Here is a 20,884-nt window from a genome sequence, read left to right as displayed (position 1 = left end):
AGAACCCCCTATTCGGTTTCTATATATTTTTTTAATTTGCGAACGACAGAAGGTTGGCTGATTCCTAGAAATTTCGCCATCTCAGTCGTTGTCCGGTAGCGCTCTTGCGCATCTTTTAACACTTTCATTTCCACATCTTCTAAAATACTTGGAAGGGTACGACCTCCAAGGTGAATTACAGAAAAATCATCCTCGGTTTCATTTCGGTACTCTGGTGGTAAATCATTTGCCGTGATGATTGGAGTATTACTTTGTACAACGAGGCGCTCTATTACGTTTTTAAGCTCGTCTACATTTCCGGGCCAATCAAGACGAATCAACTGATTGAATACATCGTTTGAAAGGTTTTTTACAGTTTTATAGTCTGTTGAAAATTGAGTTAAATAGTTTGAGATTAGAGCACTTAAATCTTCTTTCCGTTCCCGAAGTGGTTTTAAATGAATCGGGACGATATGCAGCAAATAATATAAATCGGAATGAAATGCTTTTTCGGATACCGCTGTTGTCAATAGACTTTCAGAGGAACTAATGAGTCGAATGTTAAGCGGAAGGGCAGTTTCTCCATGAAACGGTATGTATTTACGTTCTTTCAATACATGGGCAAGTTTTCCTTGAAGATGTAATGAAAGTTTATCAATGCCTTTTAAATAAAGAGTCCCGCCATTGGATAACGTTAACAGCCCAGTTTCTTTTTGTTCAAACTCACCGCCGAAAAGTTCACGTTCAAACATCGCTTCGGGTAGCGTTTCGCAGTCGACTTCAATGAAAGGTCCATTTTTTCGAACGCTTTCATTATGGATGACCTTTGCCATCGTCGATTTACCGGTTCCGGGTTCACCGTAGAGGACCACAGACACATCTAGAGCAGCCGCATTTCGAGCGGTTTCATAAGCAATCCGAGTGGATCTGTTTTCAATCGTTAGGCCTTCAATCATTAGGTGCTCTTTCCGAAGCAGCGAAAGTTCTTCTTTTGCTAATGCCATCTCGTTTTCAAGTTCTTTCATATATTCCTGGATTACTAAAAGTTCCTCGACCTCATAGGAATAGCTTAAGACAAATTCAACCTCACCTAACTCATTAAAAAAGGGCATGCCCGTAATAAGCGCTTTTCCTCCGGAAGGTGTCGTTTGGATGGCGACTACTTTCTTTTTTTGTTCTAGGACAAGCGGTGTAATGGCAGGGGAGAAAATACCTTTCTTCTCCAAGTCATAAACAGACTTTCCAAGAAGTTCCTTGGCTTTTAGTCCGTAATGCCTTCCGCTAATTTGTGAAGCTTTTACAATGAAGCCCGCATGATTTGTAACGATGATATCTTCATCATACGAATCGATAATTTCTTCTTTCGAATTGGGATGTAAAAAAAATCCTGTCATACGACCACCTTTCCTAAAAAACAATTTATTCAAAAATGAATAATTATTTAGAAGTAAATAAATTGTACGTTATTTACTGAAGATTAGCAATGCAAATTTGAAAGAAAATACCACGTGAAAATAGCAACATTGAAAATTATGGTGTGTATAGTCATGCAAATATGAGTATATTTAAATCAGGCAATATCGCCAGTTAATTATAAAGTGTCTTCAAAATAGAAACATAAAAAGTCAGCCGTGAAAACGACTGATTTTTTGTGTTTTTCTTATTAAACTGCTAAATGGTTACTCTACGAATCCATCAAAGCGGCATAACCAATCTACCTTAGGAATAGGCTAACAGTGGGACAAGCTTAAAAGATCATTTTACAAATGATAAGGATTCGTTCAATTGCAATTAAAAGGGGGAAGTTGGGTGAAGAAGAATCTAATATTGCTTATCATAACCGTTTTTATAGTTAGTATTGTCGCTGGATGTGGTGCGGGAGGAAAAAAGACAAGTAGTAAAAGCGTCCTAGATCGTATAGAGAAATCTAAAGTTCTAAATGTTGCATTCGAAGGCACATATCCACCATTTAACTTTTTAGACGATAAAGACGAGTTTCAAGGCTTCGACGTAGATATATCCAATGAAATTGCTGAAAGATTAGGTGCAGAAGCAAATTTCATCGCGACAAAGTGGGATGGTTTGATCGGCGGATTGAAGGCGGATAAATTTGATATTATCATTGGTCAAATGACCGTAACAGAGGAAAGAAAAAAGAGTGTCGATTTCACAGACCCTTATGTCATAACGGGTTCTGTCTTAATTACACGGGAAGAAACGACCGATATTACAAAGCTTGAGGATCTTAAAGGGAAGAAAGTTGGCGTTGGCGGTGGCACGACTTTCGAAGAAGTTGCCAATAGTGTTGACGGAGCAGACGTTAAATTATACAAAGCAGTAAATGATTACATTCAAGACCTTCAGAACAAAAGATTGGATGTTATTATCAATGACCAACTTCTTATCAGCTATAATATTAAAGAAAATAATTTGCCCATTAAAATTGCCAGCGACATTGTCAATAAAGATGAAATTGGAATGGCTGTGAATAAAGGGAACGAAGACTTTATTGGAAAAGTAAACGAAGCACTGAACGAAATGAAAGAAGACGGAACGTATAATACAATTTATAAAAAATGGTTCGGGACAGATCCTTTGGAAAATTGATTGTCCTCCTAACTCGCTGCGGCGCTTTGTGGATGCCTCCCGCGATAAGCTAGGTTGCCACTAGAAAGGCACTATCGCTTGGTTTTTCACATCTATTCATTTGATCAACCTATATAAACTAGGGAGTGATAGCTTTGCATATTGTTGTTTTGGGAACAGGGATGATAGGTACGACGGTAGTTAGTGAAATTGCGAAATTCGATGGGATAGACGCGGTAACGGCAGTGGATGTAAGACAAGCGAGTATTGATAAATGTTTGGAAACTGCAAACAATCCAAAGGTGACGGGTAGAACCGCATCATTGGCAACTGAAGAAGACATTGGAAAGATGTTAAAAGATGCGGATGTAGCTGTGGGCTGTTTGCCTCATTCGTTAAGTTTGATTGCGGTGAAGGCGGCTATCGCTTCTAAGTGCCATTTAGTAGATCTTGTTGGGTCCCAATTTACTGAGAAAATGGCATTGCATCAAGAAGCCCAAGACGCGGGTGTAATTATTGTGCCGGGATGTGGAGTTGCACCAGGTATCACAAACTTTTTGGCGGCACAAGGAATTGAAATGCTCGACAAAGCGGAAGAAGCTGTTATGACTTGTGGTGGAATACCTAGATATCCTGTCCCACCTTTGTGGTATCAAGTTGTGTTCAGTTTAGAAAGTGTGTTGGGGCTTTATACGAAACCTGCGATGGCCATTGCAGAGGGGAAACTTGTTAAATTGCCGCCTCTTTCAAGACTGGAAAAAGTGACTTTTCCGGATCCCGTAGGTGTCTGTGAAACAGTCATTACAGATGCGCATAGCACAGCGTTCATGTTAAAAGATAAAGTAGAAAATCTATATGAGAAAACAGTTCGTTATCCGGGACATTGGGAAAAAATGCGTGTGTTAAACGAATTGGGTTTTCTCGACATGGATCCGATTGAAATCAATGGCATTACTACAACTCCACGAGCCCTTTCGGAAAAAGTTCTTGTCCCAAAAATGAGTGGTGATTCCACTGAAGATATTACGGTCGTGAGAGTAGAAGTAAGCGGCGTTAAGGATGGAAAATCGACAAAGTATACATGGGAAATGATTGACGGATATGATCATGGGAGAAATATCACTTCGATGGCAAAGACAACTGCACTTCCAGCGGCACTAGCCGCCAAGTGGATTGCACTGAAAAAAATAACGGAAACGGGCGTTGTCCCAGTAGAAAGTTTATTTATAAGGGAAAGGTTTCAGCCATTTATTGATGAATTGAATCATTTGGGTGTCGAAATTGAGTGCATAGAAGAAGTCGTTATGTAAAGTTTGGCCAACAGGAGGAGGATGCATGGACGCTACGATTATCATTGATTCATTGCCATCTCTACTAAAAGCAACGTTAATGACAATCTTTTTGGCAGGTATATCGATACTAATTGCACTAATTATTGGATTTTTTACTGCAATCGTACGAATTTTAAAAGTGCGGATAGTAAACGGAATTGCGAGCACTTATGTTTCGATTATTCGTGGAACGCCACTCCTAGTTCAAATCTTTGTTATTTACTACGGGCTGTCACAAATAGGACTTGCATTAGATCCGATTTCTTCTGGGATATTGGCGTTAAGTTTAAATGCGGGTGCGTACCTTTCCGAATCATTTCGCGCATCCATTCTTGCTGTGGATAACGGACAAATGGAAGCGGCTATGTCGATGGGAATGACCTATTCACAAGCGTTACGAAGAATTATTTTACCGCAAAGCCTTCGAATTGCAATTCCAACCTTATCTAACTCATTTATCATACTTATAAAAGATACCTCTCTCGTTTCAGTTATCACCGTAACGGAATTATTACAAATGTCGAGTCTGATTATCGCAAAAACGTTTGAACCTTTAACGATTTATTTACTCGCTGCGGCGATTTACTGGATGTTAATTACTTTACTTACAATGCTATTGGACAAAATGGAAGCTCGTACATCTAAACACTTAGTTCGATAATACGAATTAGAGGAGAGGGCAATGAGCCTCATTCAAATTACTGACTTAAAAAAGAACTTTGGTTTGAATAAAGTTTTACAAGGAATTGATTTAACGATAAATAAAAGTGAAGTGGTCGTTATCATGGGGCCAAGTGGTTCTGGAAAATCAACTTTGTTGCGATGTTTAACATTCTTAGAAGAGCCGTCTGATGGAATTATACAAATTGGTGAATTCAAAGTACAGGCAGGCGGAAAAATAAATGGAAAACGTAAAAAAGAGATAAGAGAGTTACGGAAAAAAACCGGTTTTGTCTTTCAGTCGTTCAATCTATTTCCACATAAAACAGCGCTTGAAAATATAATGGAAGGACCAATTGTTATTCACGGGACGAGTAAGGAAGAAGCAAAGAAGTTAGCAAAATCACTGCTTGTTAAAGTAGGCCTCGAAGATCATATGAATCACTATCCGGTTCAACTGTCGGGCGGCCAACAACAACGTGTCGCAATCGCTAGGTCACTGGCATTGAATCCGTTAGTCATGCTCTATGATGAACCGACTTCTGCATTGGACCCTGAACTTGTAAGAGAGGTACTTCAAGTTATTAAAGACTTGGCCCAAGAAGGAATGACGATGATCATCGTTACACACGAAATGAACTTCGCAAAAGATGTCGCTGACAGAGTTGTTTTTATGGATGAAGGATTTATTGTTGAGACAGGTACATCAGAAGAAATTTTTCATTCTCCAAAAGAGGAAAGAACGAGAAGATTCTTATCTCAAGTCGAATAATGAAAAGTGACTGTCTATTTTGCTAGGCAGTCATTTGAAGTTTTCCTTATTCAGACAAATTTGCTAAAGGTAGATTATCAAGTATACTAGAATAATCAGACTTAATAATATACTTGGGGGGCTACCATTATGGATACGAACTATCCTTTGCGATTGAATGATAGGGTTCACTTAATTGACGGATTTGATTTGGGCGTAGCTGGACGCACTGGAACGTATGTCATTGATGAAGAAGAGTTAACAATTGTTGATACCGGTCCAAGTCCGTCGGTGAAGCATGTGAAAAAAGGATTGAAAGCATTAGGCTTTTCGCTTCGCCAAGTGAAATACATAATCGTTACCCATATTCATTTGGATCATGCCGGAGGGGCGGGATTACTCGTTCAGGAATGTCCAAATGCTACGGTTGTTGTCCATCCACGGGGGGCAAGGCATTTGGCGGCGCCGGAAAGATTAGTAGCAGGTGCCCAAATGGTGTACGGCGAACGATTTTCAGAACTATTTGACCCGGTTGTTCCGATAGATGAAAGTCGACTACTCATTAAAGATGAAGGAGATACGTTGAAAATCGGTCCAAATTGTACGTTAACATTTTTCGATACCCCGGGACATGCGAAACACCATTTTAGTATTTATGATCCGGTGAGTAATGGCATGTTTACAGGGGATACGGTCGGTATTCGTTATGAGCAATTGATTGGTAATGGGGTTGATTTGTTCCTTCCTTCTACTTCACCAAACCAATTTGATCCTTCGGAAATGAATGTTGCAATCGAAAGAATGGAGAAGATGAATCTAACTTCAATTTACTTCGGTCATTACGGGATGACTAACGACCCAAAAGAAGCACTTCGACAAGTATCCGAGTGGCTTGTACTTTTCATGGAAGAAGGAGAAGCAGTCGTTGCGGAAGGAAAGGATCATGAAGAATTATCGCAACGATTGTTCAGCCAAGTAAGGAAACATTTGAGGAGCTTGAATGTCAGTGATGACCATGAAGTGTATTATTTAATCGAAGTCGATATGCAAGTAAGTGCGATGGGAATTATGGATTACTTAGCAAAATGAATGGGGTGCTAAAAAGATGACTGTACCTTTAAATCCAATATCTTTAATGACACAAGTATACCGTGGGATTATGCCAGCGGTGCATGAGGAGCTAAAGTTTTGGAAAAAGCGTGCGGAAGAAATTCCAAATCAAGAGCTAAAGGGACAGGCATTGGCGAGTATTTCCCACAAAACATTTCATTGCGAAGGGGGATCGATAATGGCGTTGACCGCGCTTGGAAAAAGAGCCAACGCCATTAAGTTCATCGTCGCTTATCAAACGATTAGTGATTACTTGGATAATCTATGCGATAGAAGTACTTCCCTTGATCCAGATGATTTTTCTGCCTTACATGAATCAATGACCGATGCACTAACAGTCGGTGCACAGCCGCGTTCATATTACCGGTTTCGTGAAGATCAAGAAGATGGTGGCTATTTAGTAGAACTGATGCAAACATGTCAGTCCGTTTTAAGTGATGTGCCGAATTACGAAACGATTCAGCCATATTTACTCGAACTATGCGGATATTATTGCGATTTGCAAATCCATAAACATGTGCGTATAGAGGAACGGGAAGTAAGGTTGAAAAACTGGTATAAACAAAATAAGAGTATTTTGCCAGAAATGAGTTGGTATGAATTTTCTGCCTGTTCTGGTTCGACTTTAGGAATTTTTTGTCTCGTTTCTTATACATTGCGGGATGATTTTGAAATTCAACATGCGGATATGATTCGAGAGGGCTATTTTCCTTATATACAAGGTTTGCATATTTTGTTGGATTACTTCATTGATCAAGAAGAAGATCGTGAAGGCGGCGATTTGAATTTTTGTTTTTATTATGCGGATGACGAAGAGTTAACTGAAAGACTTATTCATTTTTTACACGAGGCCGACAAACATACGAGTGGCTTGCCGGATAAAAAGTTTCATAGGTTGATTGTTAGAGGGTTGCTTGGTATTTATTTATCGGATGGGAAAGTGAATGAGCAAAAAGTAGTCAAAATACTTGCGAAAAAAGTCATGAAGCAAGGTGGAAAAGTAAGTCGCTTTTTCTATTGGAATGGGCGGACATACAGATGGATTCAACAACGGGTTAGGGGTTCGAAGGGGAAACTTGTGTCTAGTTGAAATATTTTTAGCAATTCCTGTTGAGATTTCACGATTTCTACTTCTTGTATTTTGCTAAAGGGATTGTTGTGATTATTTACAGAAGTGTTTCAATTATAGATTACATCTAAAATCATGTGTAAACGTGGTAAACTAGATGAATATCTTTATTGGAAAAGGGAAGTGTTCGTATGATAGGACGTAATGATCCGTGTTTGTGTGGGAGCGGGAAGAAGTATAAAAAATGTTGTGAATCGAAACAGGCTGTATCAATAGAAGAGGTGCAATCAGAAGAGTTAGAGAGAATCTTGCAAACTTTTTATGAAGAGTATCCTGAACGAAAAGACATAAACGAGTTCATGGCTGTTGTTAAAAAGTGGTCTGGGCAATTAGATACATATTATGTTGAGGAAATGATTGAAGCCATTGTATTAGACGAATTCTTTTTCCATCATAAACCAGAAATATGGAAGGGTTATTTAGGAAAACAACAGAAGAAAGTGATCCGTCCCACTGTAGAAAAAGTGTTAAATACATGGCGTGATCCGCGTATATTCATCGGTGAAGTAGTCGCAGTGGATGACAATTATATGTCTGTGAAAAACATTATGGAAGATGAGACAATTCTTTTGAGACGTGAAAGTGAAAAACCTGTCCCAGTAGGCGTCCATCTTTACTGTTTCATTTTACCGGATGGCACCTCCAAGGAAAATCATTATTTGGCCGTATCTAGTTTGATATTTTTCCCTACGGACCATAGTAAAGTATTCGAGAAGTTCGTTGCGCAATTTGAATCTCAAAAAGAACAATCGGTTTCTGCATTTTTGAAAGAAAATGAAATTGCATTTTGGAAATTACTTGGGGAAGATGGGTATGATGGAGGAGAATTCACCAACTTTGAAGCGGGTGTTCTACAAAAGGCGATAGAGTTTTTAGAGAAAAATGATCGGGATTCTGAAGAACTGTTAGAGATAATAGAAGACTTTTTAGTAGAGAAACAGCCGAATGCAAGAAAAGATGTAGCAATTGCAGCTGGCGCAATTCGATTTGGTCAAGATAATGCATTTTTTGAGTCGTTGGATATGACAGTAAAAGAAATTGCTGATTGGTTTGGCGTATCTACTTCGTCATTAAACCGGTATTATAACGACATCATTACTTATTATAAAAGCGAAGAATGAAGGAATTGTAAAAGCTTATTGAAAATGGCAAGGGTAAGTGTTTAAGTGGAAAAGGAGCTACAAACCATTGCGGTCCGTAGCTCCTTTTGGTGTATTAATTATTCAAATGCTGGAGTTGCAATATCGGCAAAATTTTCTTCTAGAAACGCTTTAACTTCTGGGCCTGAAAGATGCTTAGCTAATTTCTGAATCGCTTCCGAATCCTTATTGTCTTCACGTGCCATAAGGGAGATTGGGAATGCCGATTCACCTTCATCGATCAACGAATCGTTTACCGGCGTTAGTCCAAGCGGTTCTGCATAAGCAGGAAGCATTGTAACTAGGTCGACGTCATCGATTGAACGTGCAAGCATTAATAAGTCAACTTCGATAAATTTAAGGTTTTTCGGGTTGTCAGTAATATCTTTTACTGTAGCTTCGAGACCGACACCTTCAGCTAATTTAATTAAGTCGCCTTTTTCAAGTAATTGCAAAGAACGTGCAATATTAGAAGAGTCGTTTGGAATAGCTACTTGTGCACCTTCTGGTAACTCATCGAGGCTATCATATTTAGTAGAGTAAGCGCCCAAAATTGCATGATAGACAGGTTGTATCATTACCAAGTTGGAATCGTTTGCTTCATTGAACATCTCCATATATGGAGGGTGTTGGAAAAAGTTTGCGTCTACTTCTTTATTTGCTAAAGCAGAGTTTGGTTGAATATTATCCGATAGGATTACGATTTCCATTTCAATACCGTCTTCTTTAAGTAAAGGTTTTACAATTTCAAGCATATCCGTCATTGGTGGGATAAGTGAAGCAACGCGGATTTTAGTAATTTCTTCAGCCTTATTTCCTGGATCTAGATCTTCTTTTTCCTTACCTGTATCCGTTTCTTTACCGGACCCACAAGCAGCTAGTAAAAGAACCGAAGCAAACAACAAAACAAATAACTTTTTCAACATAAAAACTCCTTTTCTATGAACGTTTGTCTATTTTTTTTGAAACACTAGTTCCGATAACTTGGATAAATTGCACGAGGATTACCATCATTATGATAGTGAACGTCATCAGTTCTGTTTCGAAACGTTGGTATCCGTATCGAATTGCAAAATCACCTACACCTCCACCACCGACAATTCCCATTACGGTCGAGTAGGATATGAAACTAATTGTTGCGGTAGTTAACCCGAAAACGAGCCCCGAGCGAGCTTCCCGGTAAAGAAATTTGAAAATGATTTGGGTTTTTGAAGCGCCCATTGAAACCGCAGCTTCAATGATTCCTTTCGGCACGTCCAACAACGATTGTTCGACTAGCCGTGCATAATAAGCGATTGAAATAATGGACAATGGAACGGTTGCGGCCATTGTACCAATAGCTGTTCCGATTACAAAGCGAGTAAAAGGAATTAAAAATACAACTAGCAGGAGAAATGGAAATGAGCGAACGACATTCACAAATGTATCTAGAATCGCAAATAGAAATTTGTTTTCGTACAAATTCCCACGTCGACTTAAATATAGATACGTACCTAAGGGCAATCCAATGAGAATCGCAGCAAGTAGGGAAATGCCGACCATGATGAACGTTTGGCCGATGGAAAGCCAAATTTCGGATTGATATTCAATTACTTTTTCCATTACGCTTTCACCACCGCGATTCTTCTCAAGTCTTCTATGTAATAATCTTCATTTTTGTTTAATCCTTGAGGCGTGATTGCAAAGCTATCAACGAGTTGACCGTCTTTCATAATCGAAACGTGTTCACAAATACTTTTTACGACGTCCATCTCGTGGGTAACAATAACAATCGTAACACCTAATGTCTCCTTAATATGGCGCAGTACTTGTAATACTTCAGTCGTCGTCTTTGGATCAAGTGAAGATGTTGGTTCATCACATAATAAAACCGCGGGCTTGTTTGCCAAAGCCCTTGCAATTGCAACACGTTGTTTTTGTCCACCGCTTAGTTGGGAAGGGTAAGCGTCTTTTTTATCGAAAATCCCTACAAACCGCAGACATTCTTCGACCCTTTTTGCTCGTTCTTTTTTCGGAACACCGATTAATTCCAAAGGCATTGCTACATTCTCGGCAACTGTTCGATTGAGGACGAGTTGAAACTGCTGGAAAATCATCCCGATATTTTGTCTTGCTTTACGCAATTCTTTTTCGGATAAACTGGTCAAAACTTTCTCCCCGACGCGGACAGTTCCGTGATCCGGTCTTTCCAAAAGGTTCATGATCCGGACTAATGTGGATTTACCGGCACCACTGGTCCCGACAATTCCGTGAATCTCACCTTTTTTGATTTTGATCGACATAGAATGGACTGCCAATACATCTCCAAACTTTTTCTCCACCGAGTTAAGTTCAATCATTTAAAGGACCTCCTTACCTCCATCTATTACTATACCATTAAAAGCAATTGGCGAGAATAAATATAATTCGATTGAAATAAATTTAAGAGCCTATTATGGGAAGCAACAATAAAAGAGGGGAATCGTTTGGAAATGTCGAAATAGATTATGCGAAAGGTCTATATGAACGTTGCAATGCTGTGTGATAAAAATTGAATGGAGGTTTTGTTTGTGAGTAAAAAGGTGTTAATTGTTTCTGGTGATGGAGTAGAAGCTTTGGAAATATTTTATCCTTATTACCGCTGTCTTGAAGAGGGGTTTGACGTAACGATTGCTTCGCCTTCTGTGAAAAAACTTTATACTGTTACACATGATTTTATTGAAGGCATGGAAACGTATGTGGAAAAGCCCGCATATGGGCTAGATTCTCATGCTGCATTTGCTGATATTGATCCTACAGAATATGATGGATTGATTATTCCAGGGGGCCGTGCACCTGAATACATTCGATTGGATGAAGCACTTCCGAACATTGTTCGCCATTTTTTCGAGGAGAATAAGCCAGTGGGCACAATATGTCACGCAGCCCAAGTGTTATCTATTGTTCCTGATCTGATGAGGGGGCGGGAGTATACTGCTTATATTGCTTGTAAACCGGATGTCATAGCGTGTGGAGCTACATATATTGAAGAGCCATTACACACGGACGGGAACCTCGTTTCAGGTCACGCTTGGCCCGATTTACCCGGTTTCATGCGTGAATTCATTCAACTATTGAAGTAGAATTAGAGATAAGCACATCCTATGCTTTGATGGAGTATGCTTATTTTGTAACTTGCGTATTAATTGTAGTGAAAGATATAAGTAAATTAATAAAGATTCGAGTATAATGGAAACTAACATTGATTTATTAGTTGGGAGGCTAGGATATGACAGAAAATAAAGAAACACCAAAGACAAAAGTTAGCTTGAAAGAAGCAATACAAAAACAGTTAGAAGCGAAGAAAAATCAAACTTCTGGTAGTAATGTAAAAGGAAAAGGAACACAATCTGCAAAAAAAATGCAAAGCCAACAATCAAAAAAAGTTACGAGCACCCGTAGAAAAGTTGGTTCATAATGTATAAAAAGCAAATCGATTATGTTTTTGATTTGCTTTTTTTATGTCTAAAAAAATAATAAAGCGTTAAATAGGTTATGCTTCAACAGATAATGATACAATACATAGTAGAGAATTTCTATATATAAGTATTTATATAAATAGAAGATTGATTTAGAAGGAGATTGAATTAAATGACGAACGAACTAATTAAAAATGAATTGCCACCGAACTACGAAGAACTAAAGAAATCCGCGAATCGAAACTCGAATTGGAAAGAACGTCTTGAAGCTATTGAAGAGTTAGGTCAATGGAAACATAAAAGGACCATCGATGTACTAACGCATAGAATGATTAACGATACTGTCTATAAAGTGCAAGAAGCTGCATTTAATAAACTTGAACAGTTTGGTGAAGATGTTGAATTGCCGCCAAGGAAGAAAGGCGATTTGATTAAAGACGCTACTAAAGTGTTCCCTAGAATTAAGAAAAGTTTACCTGCGGGCCATACGTATGAAGAGTTCAAGGAGAAGTTGAAAAACATGAGATTGGATTTATATGACACGTATGAAGGGGATAAGGGTACTGATTTTGATCAGTGGCTTGAAAATGTATGGGAAACGGCTACGAAGAAATAAGTTCGCTAAGAATTTCAATTTATAAATAGGAAAAAGCGATTGCACTTATTATGCAATCGCTTTTTTACGCTATTTTAAATAAATATTCGGTTACTTGGCTGTTTGCCCACAGTCTACAGGAAGGGCGACGCCTATAATCTAAGAAGCTTGATCATTAGCTTCACCCATAGGTCCGATTTAATAGTGCTTAAATACTTCGCGATGAACTTATAAAGTCCTTTATTGTATTAATTTTCACGTTAAGTTTACCCGCCTTTTATTTGTCATAAAGTATTCCTTTGTTTTACAACGGCGGTAATAGTAAACTAGAAGTTAGTATGCAATTTGGTAAGAAGATTGTATTCATATGTTGAGCATTTAACGTTTTAAGGAGAGAATAATGAATGAGTGTAGAACAAATATCTTCTTGGCGGAAGGTTGAAAAGTCAACTCCATCGAATAAGCGAACAATCCTAAATTTAATTTCTGATTTAATATCTCTGTTTAAAGGACTCGTATTGGTATCTAATGTTCTTCCCGTATTTACGGGTTTCTGTTTAGCCCTTTATTTTACGAATACTGCTTTTACTGCTAAATGGGATGTATTTTTACTAACGATTATTGGCAGTACATTAGTTATGGGTGGGGCGCTTTTGCTTAATAACTGGTACGAAGTTGATTTGGACAAGGAAATGAGCAGAACAAAAAAGCGTCCAACAGTTACAGGCACAATTTCACTGAAAACAGTATTAGCAATGGGAATTATAATCTCGTTGATCGGTATGATTCTTATAGCCTTTACTACATGGGAAGCAACGGCTTATGCCTTTATTGGGTGGTTTACTTATGTTGTACTGTATACATTCTGGTCAAAGCGTAAGTATACACTTAATACGGTCATTGGTAGTTTTTCAGGGGCAGTTACTCCTTTAATCGGATGGGCGGCAATCGCGCCAAGTTATCATTACGTTCCGATTGTTTTGGCCCTAATCTTGTTTATATGGCAAATGCCTCACACGTTTGCTATTGCAATAAGAAGGCATGATGAATATAAGGCCGCCGGAGTTGCGATGCTACCAGTTCTGCGTGGGGTCGAGTTTACTAAGCGACAAATTGTCATTTATGTTGCTTGCTTACTTCCGTTACCATTTTTTCTGGCATCACTAGGAACAGTCTTTCTAATAATCGCTACGATGCTAAACATTAGTTTTTTAGTGGCAAGTTTCACAGGTTTTTTCGTGAAAGACGATATTAAATGGGCACGAATGATTTTCCTTATTTCAGTAAATTATATAGCGATCTTGTTTATAATGATGATTGTAGTTACAATGCCGATTTTCAACTAATGTAAGCAAGCAGATAGTTATCTTATTTTCACAAAAACGATTTGTATTAGAAAGGGAGGAAGTAGATGATACAGCCAAATATTGCTTCTTTACATATGGAAGCGGGAAAAAAAGCAGCGGTTTATATTGACACATTGTTAAAACCGGTGGGGAGTTTAGGAAGACTTGAAGAAGTTGCGATTCAGCTTGCGGAAATAACGGGGGAGCCATTCCCTGAAGTGACCCCACCTGGAGTAATTGTGTTTGCAGCCGATCATGGGATTGCAAAAGAAGGTGTGTCTGCCTTTCCACAGGAAGTGACAAAGCAAATGGTCACTAATATTGTGGAAGGTGGGGCGGCCATTAATGTTTTTGGTAGGCAAATAGGCGCTAGCTTTAGAGTTGTTGATGTTGGAGTTGCAAGCGAGGTATTAGAAGAACAAGTAATACATAGAAAAGTCCGCCCGGGTACGGCTAGCTTTTTGACTGAAAAGGCGATGACACGGGAAGAGGCAGAAAAAGCTGTATCTACTGGCCACGAAGAAGCCAGTCATTTGATTGAAAGTGGCGTTAAGTGCCTAATCATTGGTGAAGTCGGTATTGGTAACACGACTACGAGTAGTGCGGTACTAGCCGTGATAACTGGTGCGGACCCTGCTTCGATTGTCGGTTATGGAACAGGAATTTCGAGTGACCAATATACGCATAAGATTGAAGTTATTCGAGAAGCAATCGATTATCATAAACCGGATTCAACAGATGCGATTGATATTCTATCTAAAGTAGGCGGTCTTGAGATAGCAGCCATGGCTGGTGCTATGATTGCAGCGGCGGAAAAACGGGTGCCAGTTCTTCTCGATGGGTTTATATGTACAGTAGCTGGTTGTGTAGCTCAACTACTATCACCACAAGCGGCGGATTATATGATTTTATCGCATCAGTCGGTTGAACCTGGACACCTAACAGCCATTAAGCATTTAGATAAAGATCCATTGATACAATTAAAAATGCGTCTTGGTGAGGGAACAGGGGCGGCGGTTGCCTTTCCAATCTTGCAATCCGCAGTTAACATGGTGAAAGAAATGGCGACATTTGAAAGTGCCGGCGTATCGGGGAAAGAAGAATAACGAATTGTGAAATATGGAAAGCGGACTCAATTTCTACTAATAGAAATTGAGTCCGCTTTTTTAGTATGTCAACCTAGGCGTTGTCGATTTTCTTATTACTTCATAAAGCCACCTAAAAACAGACTGATTGATGGAATGAATGAAATGATGAGAATATCAAGAATCATAATGATGATGAACGGAATAATGGCTTTTATCAAGCTTTCAAATTTCGTTCCCGCTATATTTGCAGCGATAAATAAGTTTAGGCCTACCGGTGGTGTGATGAAGCCAATTGCTAAGTTGAAAATCATAATGATACCGAAGTGAACCAAATCAATTCCAAGGGCACTTACGATTGGCACAAGAATCGGCGTCAAAATAATAATTGCCGCGGACGTTTCTAAGAAGGTTCCGATGAAAAGTAGTAAAACATTAATAATTAACAAGGCGATAATCCAGTTATCCGTCACACCAAGTACAACTTCTGTTATTTCCCTTGGGACCCGCGCCCTTGTTAAATAGTAACCAAATATCGAAGCACCCGCGATGATAAACATAATGACTGCGGAGACAACGACAGAGGAAGAGAAAATCTCTATCAAATCTTTTAATTTGATTTCTTTGTAGATAAATACTCCGACAATTAAGCCATAGAAAACGGCTACGACTGCCGCTTCAGTTGGTGTGAAAATCCCTCCGTAAATCCCGCCTAAAATAATTACAGGCATAAGTATCGCTAAAATAGCATCCGCGAACGCTTTGAAAAATTCCATTATCGTGAACTTTTCTCCGCCACCATAGCCTTTTCTAAGTGAAATAACATAAACTAGAATTAAAAGCGAGACAACAACAAGAATGCCTGGAATGATTCCGGCGATGAAAAGGGAACTGATAGACACACCTGCAGATACTCCATATAAAACAAGTGGAACACTTGGTGGAATCATTACACCGATTGTTCCACCGGCCGCTTGTACAGCTGTAGAAAAGCTTTTATCATAGCCTTTCTTTATCATAGCCGGAATTAGAAGTGAACCGACAGCTGCTGTTGTTGCGGCGGCTGATCCAGAAATTGCTGCAAAAAATGCACAAGCAATAATGGATACAATCGCAAGTCCACCAGTTACACGTCCGAACATAACGTTTGCTAGATGAATTAACCGTCTAGATATTCCACCGTTTTCCATTAACTTTCCGGCTAAAATAAAGAATGGAATGGCGAGTAATGGGAACGATGCGACCGAATTGAACATTCTTTGCATAAGGACGATTAAAGAAACTTGACCGTCTACTAAAAAAACAAGTGAAGAAGCCATACCTAATGCGACCGCAATCGGCACGCCAATTAAAAATAAAAGAGCTAATAAAGCAAATAAAAGAGCAGTCATGCTGTTTTACCCCCTGTCTTTAAATCCTTTGCCAACAAGTGGATGAGGTTGATGATTAAGAAGAACCCACTTATAGGAATAACTGAGTATATCCAGCCCATCGGAATTCTCATAACGGGAGATAATTGCTTCAACGATTGTTGTACCAAGTCGAATCCTTGAACAATCAAAATTATGTAAAATGAAAAACTAGCAATTGCAGCAAGGATTAAAAAAAACTTCTTCATAGAAGTTGGAAAACGTTCAACAAAGAAATCAACACCTATATGGGCTTTTAGAGAGAGCGCATAGGCCGCACCTAAAAAAGTAATCCAAACTAAGCAATAAACAGCTAATTCTTCAGACCAAGCCAGTGGAAGTTTGAAGACGAAACGAAATAGAACTTGTGCAAATACGGCACAAGATAATACAGCCATTATTATATTTAAAAAATGCTTCATAGTAAAATTCATATAGCCCACGAACTTGTCCAATGGATCTCCTCCTAAACATAAAAAAGGGAGAAAGAAAGATCTCCCTTTTACAAACTTATATATTATTCTTGCGCAGCAATAATATCATTTAATAAATCTTGGAATTCAACTTTTGAATAGATTGGTTTAACAGCTTCTTGGAAAGGGACAAGGTCTACATCTTCAATAATTTCAACACCGTTGTCTTTTAGGACTTGAATTGATTCTTTTTCCATTTCAATGATTAAATCACGTTCTTTTGAACCCGCTTTCTGACCTTCTTCTACAACGATTTTAGCTAAATCTTCGGGAAGTTTGTCGTAAGCTTTTTGACTCATCATATACATAGCAACAGAGTAGACATGTCCTGTTAATGTCATGTACTTTTGTTTTGATTCGTATAATTTAAATTGGTCTGCAACGATAGCAGGGTTTTCTTGTGCGTCAACGACACCTTGTTGTAGTCCAGTCAATGCTTCTGTCCATGCCATTGGTGTTGGTAGGGCACCTAATTCTTTAAACGCTGCAATATGAATTTCATTTTCTTGTGTTCTAATTTTAAGTCCTTTTAGATCTTCTGGTTTATTGATAGGGTGTTTACCGTTTGTAATATGACGATATCCATTTTCTGCCCAAGACAGGCCGATGATTCCATGTTCATTCATCTTGTCAAATAATTCTTCGCCAATATCACTTTCTAGCACTTTTACAGCTGAATCACGATCTTTGAAAATAAACGGTACATCGAGAACACTTAATTCTGGTACGAAGTTTGTTACTGGAGCCGTTGAAGAAACAACTAGATCCACTGTTCCAAGTGTCATACCTTCTGTTAATTCTCTTTCTGCTCCAATTTCGGAGTTTGCAAATACTTCAATCTTGACACGACCGTCTGTGCGCTTTTCAACATTTTCTGCCATTTCAAGAAATCCAAGATGGTATGGGTGATCTTCTGGTAAAGAGTGTCCCGCTTGAAGGGTAAATGTTTCATCGGATTTTGAATCGTTTTTTGAACTTGTATCTTTATCCGATTTTTCTTTTGAACCCGAACAAGCCGAAATAACGAGTAATAACATAGCCATAATTAGTAAAAAGCCAAACTTTTGTTTTTTCATTAATAGTTCCCCCTAAGTTTCATAGCAATCATCATACATTGATTAGTTTGCCTGGATTTAATATATTGAGCGGATCTAGTGCCTGCTTAATGGCTTTCATAGCCACTAATGACTTACCGTGTTCCATTTCTTGATACTTTAACTTGCCAACACCGACGCCGTGTTCGCCAGTGCATGAACCGCCTCTTTGTAGGGCATATTCGACTATTTCTTTATTGAATTTATCTCCTAAACGTACTTCTTCTGCGTCATCCATATTTAACATAAGTAGAACATGGTAATTCCCATCACCAACGTGACCTACAATACCACCTTCAAGTAAGTAGTCGTCCATTAACTTTTTAGCATATTCGATTCCACCGGCCAACTGGGATAAGGGTAAACAAACGTCCGTTACCATCATCTTTTTACCGGGGGAGGTGTGAATGTATGCGTATGCGACGTTATGGCGTGCTTCCCATAACTGATTTTGTGAACGAGTATCTTGTTCGAATTTAAATTGTTGGCAACCGAGATCAGCTAATAATTCCTTGGAAAATTCCACATCCCGTTGTAAACCAGCAGTATTTCCGTGGAATTCCATAAACAATGTAGGAAGCACTTCGTAGTTTGTTTCACTATGGCGGTTAACGCGTTCCATTGTTTTTTCATCAAGCAATTCAATTCTAGCAATTTGAATACCGGCGGATAAAATCGTGACTACCGCTTGAACGGCTTGGTCGATTGTTGTAAAAGAAGCTCTTGCAGCAACCGTTGCCTCGGGGATTCCGTAAACTTTTAATGTAAGCTTTGTGAAACACCCCAATGTTCCTTCAGATCCAACAAATAACCCATTCAAGTTATAACCCGACGATGATTTGACTGCCATATTTCCAGTATGTATAATCGTTCCATCCGCCAAAACGACTTCCAAATCCCTAACTTGGTCACGCATAATTCCATAGCGTACAGAAGTTGTTCCACTTGCATTGGTAGCCGCCATACCGCCAAGCGTTGCATCGGCACCCGGATCGACCGAGAAAAACAATCCATGTTTTTTTAATTCGTTATTTAGTTGGGATCTTGTTACACCAGGCTGAACCTTCACTAAAAAATCTCCTGGTAATACATCAAGTATTTTATCCATTAATGAAAAGTCGAGTGTAATGCCACCAGCGTATGGAATAATATGTCCTTCCAAACTTGTCCCTAATCCGTAAGGAACAACTGGGATGTGATGTTTAGTTGCAATTTTCATGACTTGACTGACTTCTTCAGCATTCCTTGGAAAAACAACGACATCTGGAAGACTCGGTGGATGGTATGACTCGTCTTTACTATGATGTTCTAATACGTTGATGTTTGTTGATACTTGGTCTTTTGGTAGGAAAGACAATAATTCATTTAAATAATTCAATATACACACCCTTTCTTTTATTACCCTCGTACTCAGTATAGTTGGATACCTACATGGATAATTATACTGTAAAAACTATAAAATTCAATGTATTCATTTAATAAATCTCTAAACTATTTAAAAGAATAAGAAAGTTAGTTATAATCCGGGCGCGGTGGCTAAGGAAAAAAACAGACTCTCAATCGAATTCGATTGAGAGTCTGTTTTTTTAAAGTGAATTAATTTGAGTTTTTAGTTAACCAAGTGTCGATAAGTGGATAGGTTTCATTAATTGCTTTACGGCCTACAACTACTGAAACATGTCCTGTTTCTAACAGATGAAACGTCTTATTTATACTAGATACTTTATCGTTAAGAGGCTCCACTTGTTGTGGACTTGCGATATTATCGCGACTTCCAGCAATATTTAACAAGTTTGCAGTAATTTTGCTTAATTCTACTTTATGTCCTCTTATAAATAGTTCATCATTAATGAGTTTATTATCTTGGTAGAATTCGCCAATCCACTGTCGATATGCTTCGCCAGGGAAGGGGATACCATCGTTTAGCCATTTTTGCATAAGCTTCCAGTTTTCAACGAACTCTTCATTATCTGCACGATCTGCAAGACTGACATAAGGTCCGTATATATTCGCAATCGGATTCAATAACTTATTTCCAGTGTCGATCAAATCATATGGAACATTTCCAAGTGTATCAACCAATTTATTTAAGTTGAAATGGCGTTTATCTAGGAAGTTTCCATATAAACCCGTATCAGAAAAATCAACTGGGCTTGTCATAAATACCAAATTGCGAATCGGTAAATGTGGATTTAGGGCAGCGAATATTGAAGTCATCGTTCCACCCATGCAATAGCCAAATAAGGTAATTTCTTTCGCGTTTGATGTTTGCAATACCTTTTTTACGGCACGTGGCATGTAATCCATTATATAATCATCTAACTTCATATGCCTGTCTTCGTATCCAGGAGTACCCCAATCTAATAGATAGACGTCATGTCCCTGATTCGTAAGATGTTCAATTAAGCTGTTGCCAGGAGTCAAGTCAAGTATATACGGCTTATTAATCAATGCATAAATCATTAAAATCGGTACTTTATTTGTTTTCTTTACTGCTGTTTGGTAACGGTATAATTTTGTTTTATTTTTTGTCCATATAACTTCTTTTGGAGTTTGGCCAACTTGTGGCTCAGCTTCCGTTGTAAGTACCGCTGCCATTCGTTTAATGCGGTTATAACTGTCTTTGAGTTCATCGGGCATTGCTTCTACTAAGTTGTCGAGTTCTTTTACGCTTGAATAGATCATTTTACTCCTCCTCAATCATTGAAAGAGAGCCTCCAAAACGGAAGCTCCTATGTGAATATTAGGAAACTTGAACGT

21 protein-coding genes are annotated in these 20,884 nt (G+C 38.6%); 12 read left to right on the top strand and 9 right to left on the bottom strand.

From position 1 onward, the window contains the following. Positions 1–8: 8 nt before the first annotated feature. Complete coding sequence (locus KSU66_RS07515; RefSeq protein ID WP_269050809.1) at positions 9–1,373, bottom strand: sigma 54-interacting transcriptional regulator; 1,365 nt, start codon at positions 1,371–1,373, stop codon at positions 9–11. A 415-nt stretch (positions 1,374–1,788) separates the two neighbouring features. On the opposite strand from KSU66_RS07515, the gene KSU66_RS07510 reads away from it, so the two are divergent. The 7 genes from KSU66_RS07510 to KSU66_RS07480 all read left to right on the top strand — a co-directional run bounded on the left by KSU66_RS07510 (position 1,789) and on the right by KSU66_RS07480 (position 8,667). Beyond that, a complete protein-coding gene (locus KSU66_RS07510) occupies positions 1,789–2,586 on the top strand; it encodes a transporter substrate-binding domain-containing protein (protein ID WP_269050808.1) in 798 nt (265 codons plus the stop codon). A gap of 134 nt (positions 2,587–2,720) precedes the next feature. Next, a complete protein-coding gene (locus tag KSU66_RS07505) occupies positions 2,721–3,875 on the top strand; it encodes a saccharopine dehydrogenase family protein (protein ID WP_269050807.1) in 1,155 nt (384 codons plus the stop codon). A 25-nt stretch (positions 3,876–3,900) separates the two neighbouring features. Next, the gene (locus KSU66_RS07500) at positions 3,901–4,557 is read left to right on the top strand and encodes an amino acid ABC transporter permease (protein ID WP_269050806.1); all 657 of its coding nucleotides are present in this window, start codon (positions 3,901–3,903) and stop codon (positions 4,555–4,557) included. Positions 4,558–4,578: 21 nt separating this feature from the next. Beyond that, positions 4,579–5,328, top strand: coding sequence for an amino acid ABC transporter ATP-binding protein (locus KSU66_RS07495; protein WP_269050805.1), 750 nt, complete (start codon positions 4,579–4,581; stop codon positions 5,326–5,328). A gap of 129 nt (positions 5,329–5,457) precedes the next feature. After that, on the top strand, positions 5,458–6,396 hold the full coding sequence (locus KSU66_RS07490) for an MBL fold metallo-hydrolase (RefSeq protein ID WP_269050804.1): 939 nt from the start codon (positions 5,458–5,460) through the stop codon (positions 6,394–6,396). Positions 6,397–6,412: 16 nt separating this feature from the next. Further along, on the top strand, positions 6,413–7,507 hold the full coding sequence (locus KSU66_RS07485) for a tetraprenyl-beta-curcumene synthase family protein (RefSeq protein WP_269050803.1): 1,095 nt from the start codon (positions 6,413–6,415) through the stop codon (positions 7,505–7,507). 170 nt (positions 7,508–7,677) lie between these two features. Then, positions 7,678–8,667, top strand: a complete 990-nt coding sequence (locus KSU66_RS07480; protein ID WP_269050802.1) for a YecA family protein — start codon at positions 7,678–7,680, stop codon at positions 8,665–8,667. Positions 8,668–8,765: 98 nt separating this feature from the next. Here KSU66_RS07480 and KSU66_RS07475 read toward each other — a convergent pair whose 3' ends face one another. Genes KSU66_RS07475 through KSU66_RS07465 form a run of 3 tightly spaced genes read right to left on the bottom strand, consistent with a single transcriptional unit; the run spans position 8,766 to position 11,024 of the window. Next, a complete protein-coding gene (locus tag KSU66_RS07475) occupies positions 8,766–9,611 on the bottom strand; it encodes a MetQ/NlpA family ABC transporter substrate-binding protein (protein ID WP_269050801.1) in 846 nt (281 codons plus the stop codon). A 13-nt stretch (positions 9,612–9,624) separates the two neighbouring features. Then, positions 9,625–10,287, bottom strand: a complete 663-nt coding sequence (locus KSU66_RS07470; RefSeq protein WP_269050800.1) for a methionine ABC transporter permease — start codon at positions 10,285–10,287, stop codon at positions 9,625–9,627. After that, positions 10,287–11,024: a methionine ABC transporter ATP-binding protein gene (locus KSU66_RS07465; RefSeq protein WP_269050799.1), complete on the bottom strand. Its 738-nt coding sequence runs from the start codon at positions 11,022–11,024 to the stop codon at positions 10,287–10,289. Before KSU66_RS07465 ends, KSU66_RS07470 begins: the two co-directional genes overlap by 1 nt. Positions 11,025–11,234: 210 nt before the next feature. On the opposite strand from KSU66_RS07465, the gene KSU66_RS07460 reads away from it, so the two are divergent. The 5 genes from KSU66_RS07460 to cobT all read left to right on the top strand — a co-directional run bounded on the left by KSU66_RS07460 (position 11,235) and on the right by cobT (position 15,169). Next, the gene (locus KSU66_RS07460) at positions 11,235–11,786 is read left to right on the top strand and encodes a DJ-1/PfpI family protein (RefSeq protein ID WP_269050798.1); all 552 of its coding nucleotides are present in this window, start codon (positions 11,235–11,237) and stop codon (positions 11,784–11,786) included. Positions 11,787–11,932: 146 nt separating this feature from the next. Beyond that, positions 11,933–12,121, top strand: coding sequence for a hypothetical protein (locus tag KSU66_RS07455; protein WP_269050797.1), 189 nt, complete (start codon positions 11,933–11,935; stop codon positions 12,119–12,121). Between the two features lie 173 nt (positions 12,122–12,294). Then, a complete protein-coding gene (locus KSU66_RS07450; RefSeq protein ID WP_269050796.1) occupies positions 12,295–12,738 on the top strand; it encodes a HEAT repeat domain-containing protein in 444 nt (147 codons plus the stop codon). A gap of 383 nt (positions 12,739–13,121) precedes the next feature. Continuing rightward, positions 13,122–14,063: a heme o synthase gene (gene cyoE, locus KSU66_RS07445; protein ID WP_269050795.1), complete on the top strand. Its 942-nt coding sequence runs from the start codon at positions 13,122–13,124 to the stop codon at positions 14,061–14,063. Between the two features lie 65 nt (positions 14,064–14,128). Beyond that, a complete protein-coding gene (gene cobT / locus KSU66_RS07440; RefSeq protein WP_269050794.1) occupies positions 14,129–15,169 on the top strand; it encodes a nicotinate-nucleotide--dimethylbenzimidazole phosphoribosyltransferase in 1,041 nt (346 codons plus the stop codon). 95 nt (positions 15,170–15,264) lie between these two features. Here cobT and KSU66_RS07435 read toward each other — a convergent pair whose 3' ends face one another. The 5 genes from KSU66_RS07435 to phaC all read right to left on the bottom strand — a co-directional run bounded on the left by KSU66_RS07435 (position 15,265) and on the right by phaC (position 20,809). Continuing rightward, entirely contained in the window at positions 15,265–16,539 is a 1,275-nt protein-coding gene (locus tag KSU66_RS07435; protein WP_269050793.1) for a TRAP transporter large permease, read from the bottom strand. Further along, positions 16,536–17,012 carry a TRAP transporter small permease gene (locus tag KSU66_RS07430; RefSeq protein WP_269050792.1) on the bottom strand — a complete coding sequence of 159 codons (477 nt, stop codon included), beginning with the start codon at positions 17,010–17,012 and terminating at the stop codon, positions 16,536–16,538. The genes KSU66_RS07435 and KSU66_RS07430 overlap by 4 nt, the downstream gene beginning before the upstream one ends. Positions 17,013–17,074: 62 nt before the next feature. Then, the gene (locus KSU66_RS07425; RefSeq protein ID WP_269050791.1) at positions 17,075–18,106 is read right to left on the bottom strand and encodes a TRAP transporter substrate-binding protein; all 1,032 of its coding nucleotides are present in this window, start codon (positions 18,104–18,106) and stop codon (positions 17,075–17,077) included. Between the two features lie 31 nt (positions 18,107–18,137). Continuing rightward, a complete protein-coding gene (locus KSU66_RS07420) occupies positions 18,138–19,511 on the bottom strand; it encodes an FAD-binding oxidoreductase (protein WP_443028950.1) in 1,374 nt (457 codons plus the stop codon). A 209-nt stretch (positions 19,512–19,720) separates the two neighbouring features. After that, positions 19,721–20,809, bottom strand: a complete 1,089-nt coding sequence (gene phaC / locus KSU66_RS07415; RefSeq protein ID WP_269050789.1) for a class III poly(R)-hydroxyalkanoic acid synthase subunit PhaC — start codon at positions 20,807–20,809, stop codon at positions 19,721–19,723. Positions 20,810–20,884: the final 75 nt, after the last annotated feature.

The organism is Sporosarcina sp. G11-34 (assembly GCF_026931025.1).
Note: the sequence above shows the minus strand (reverse complement) of the source record. Positions and strands in the feature narration are given on the sequence as shown.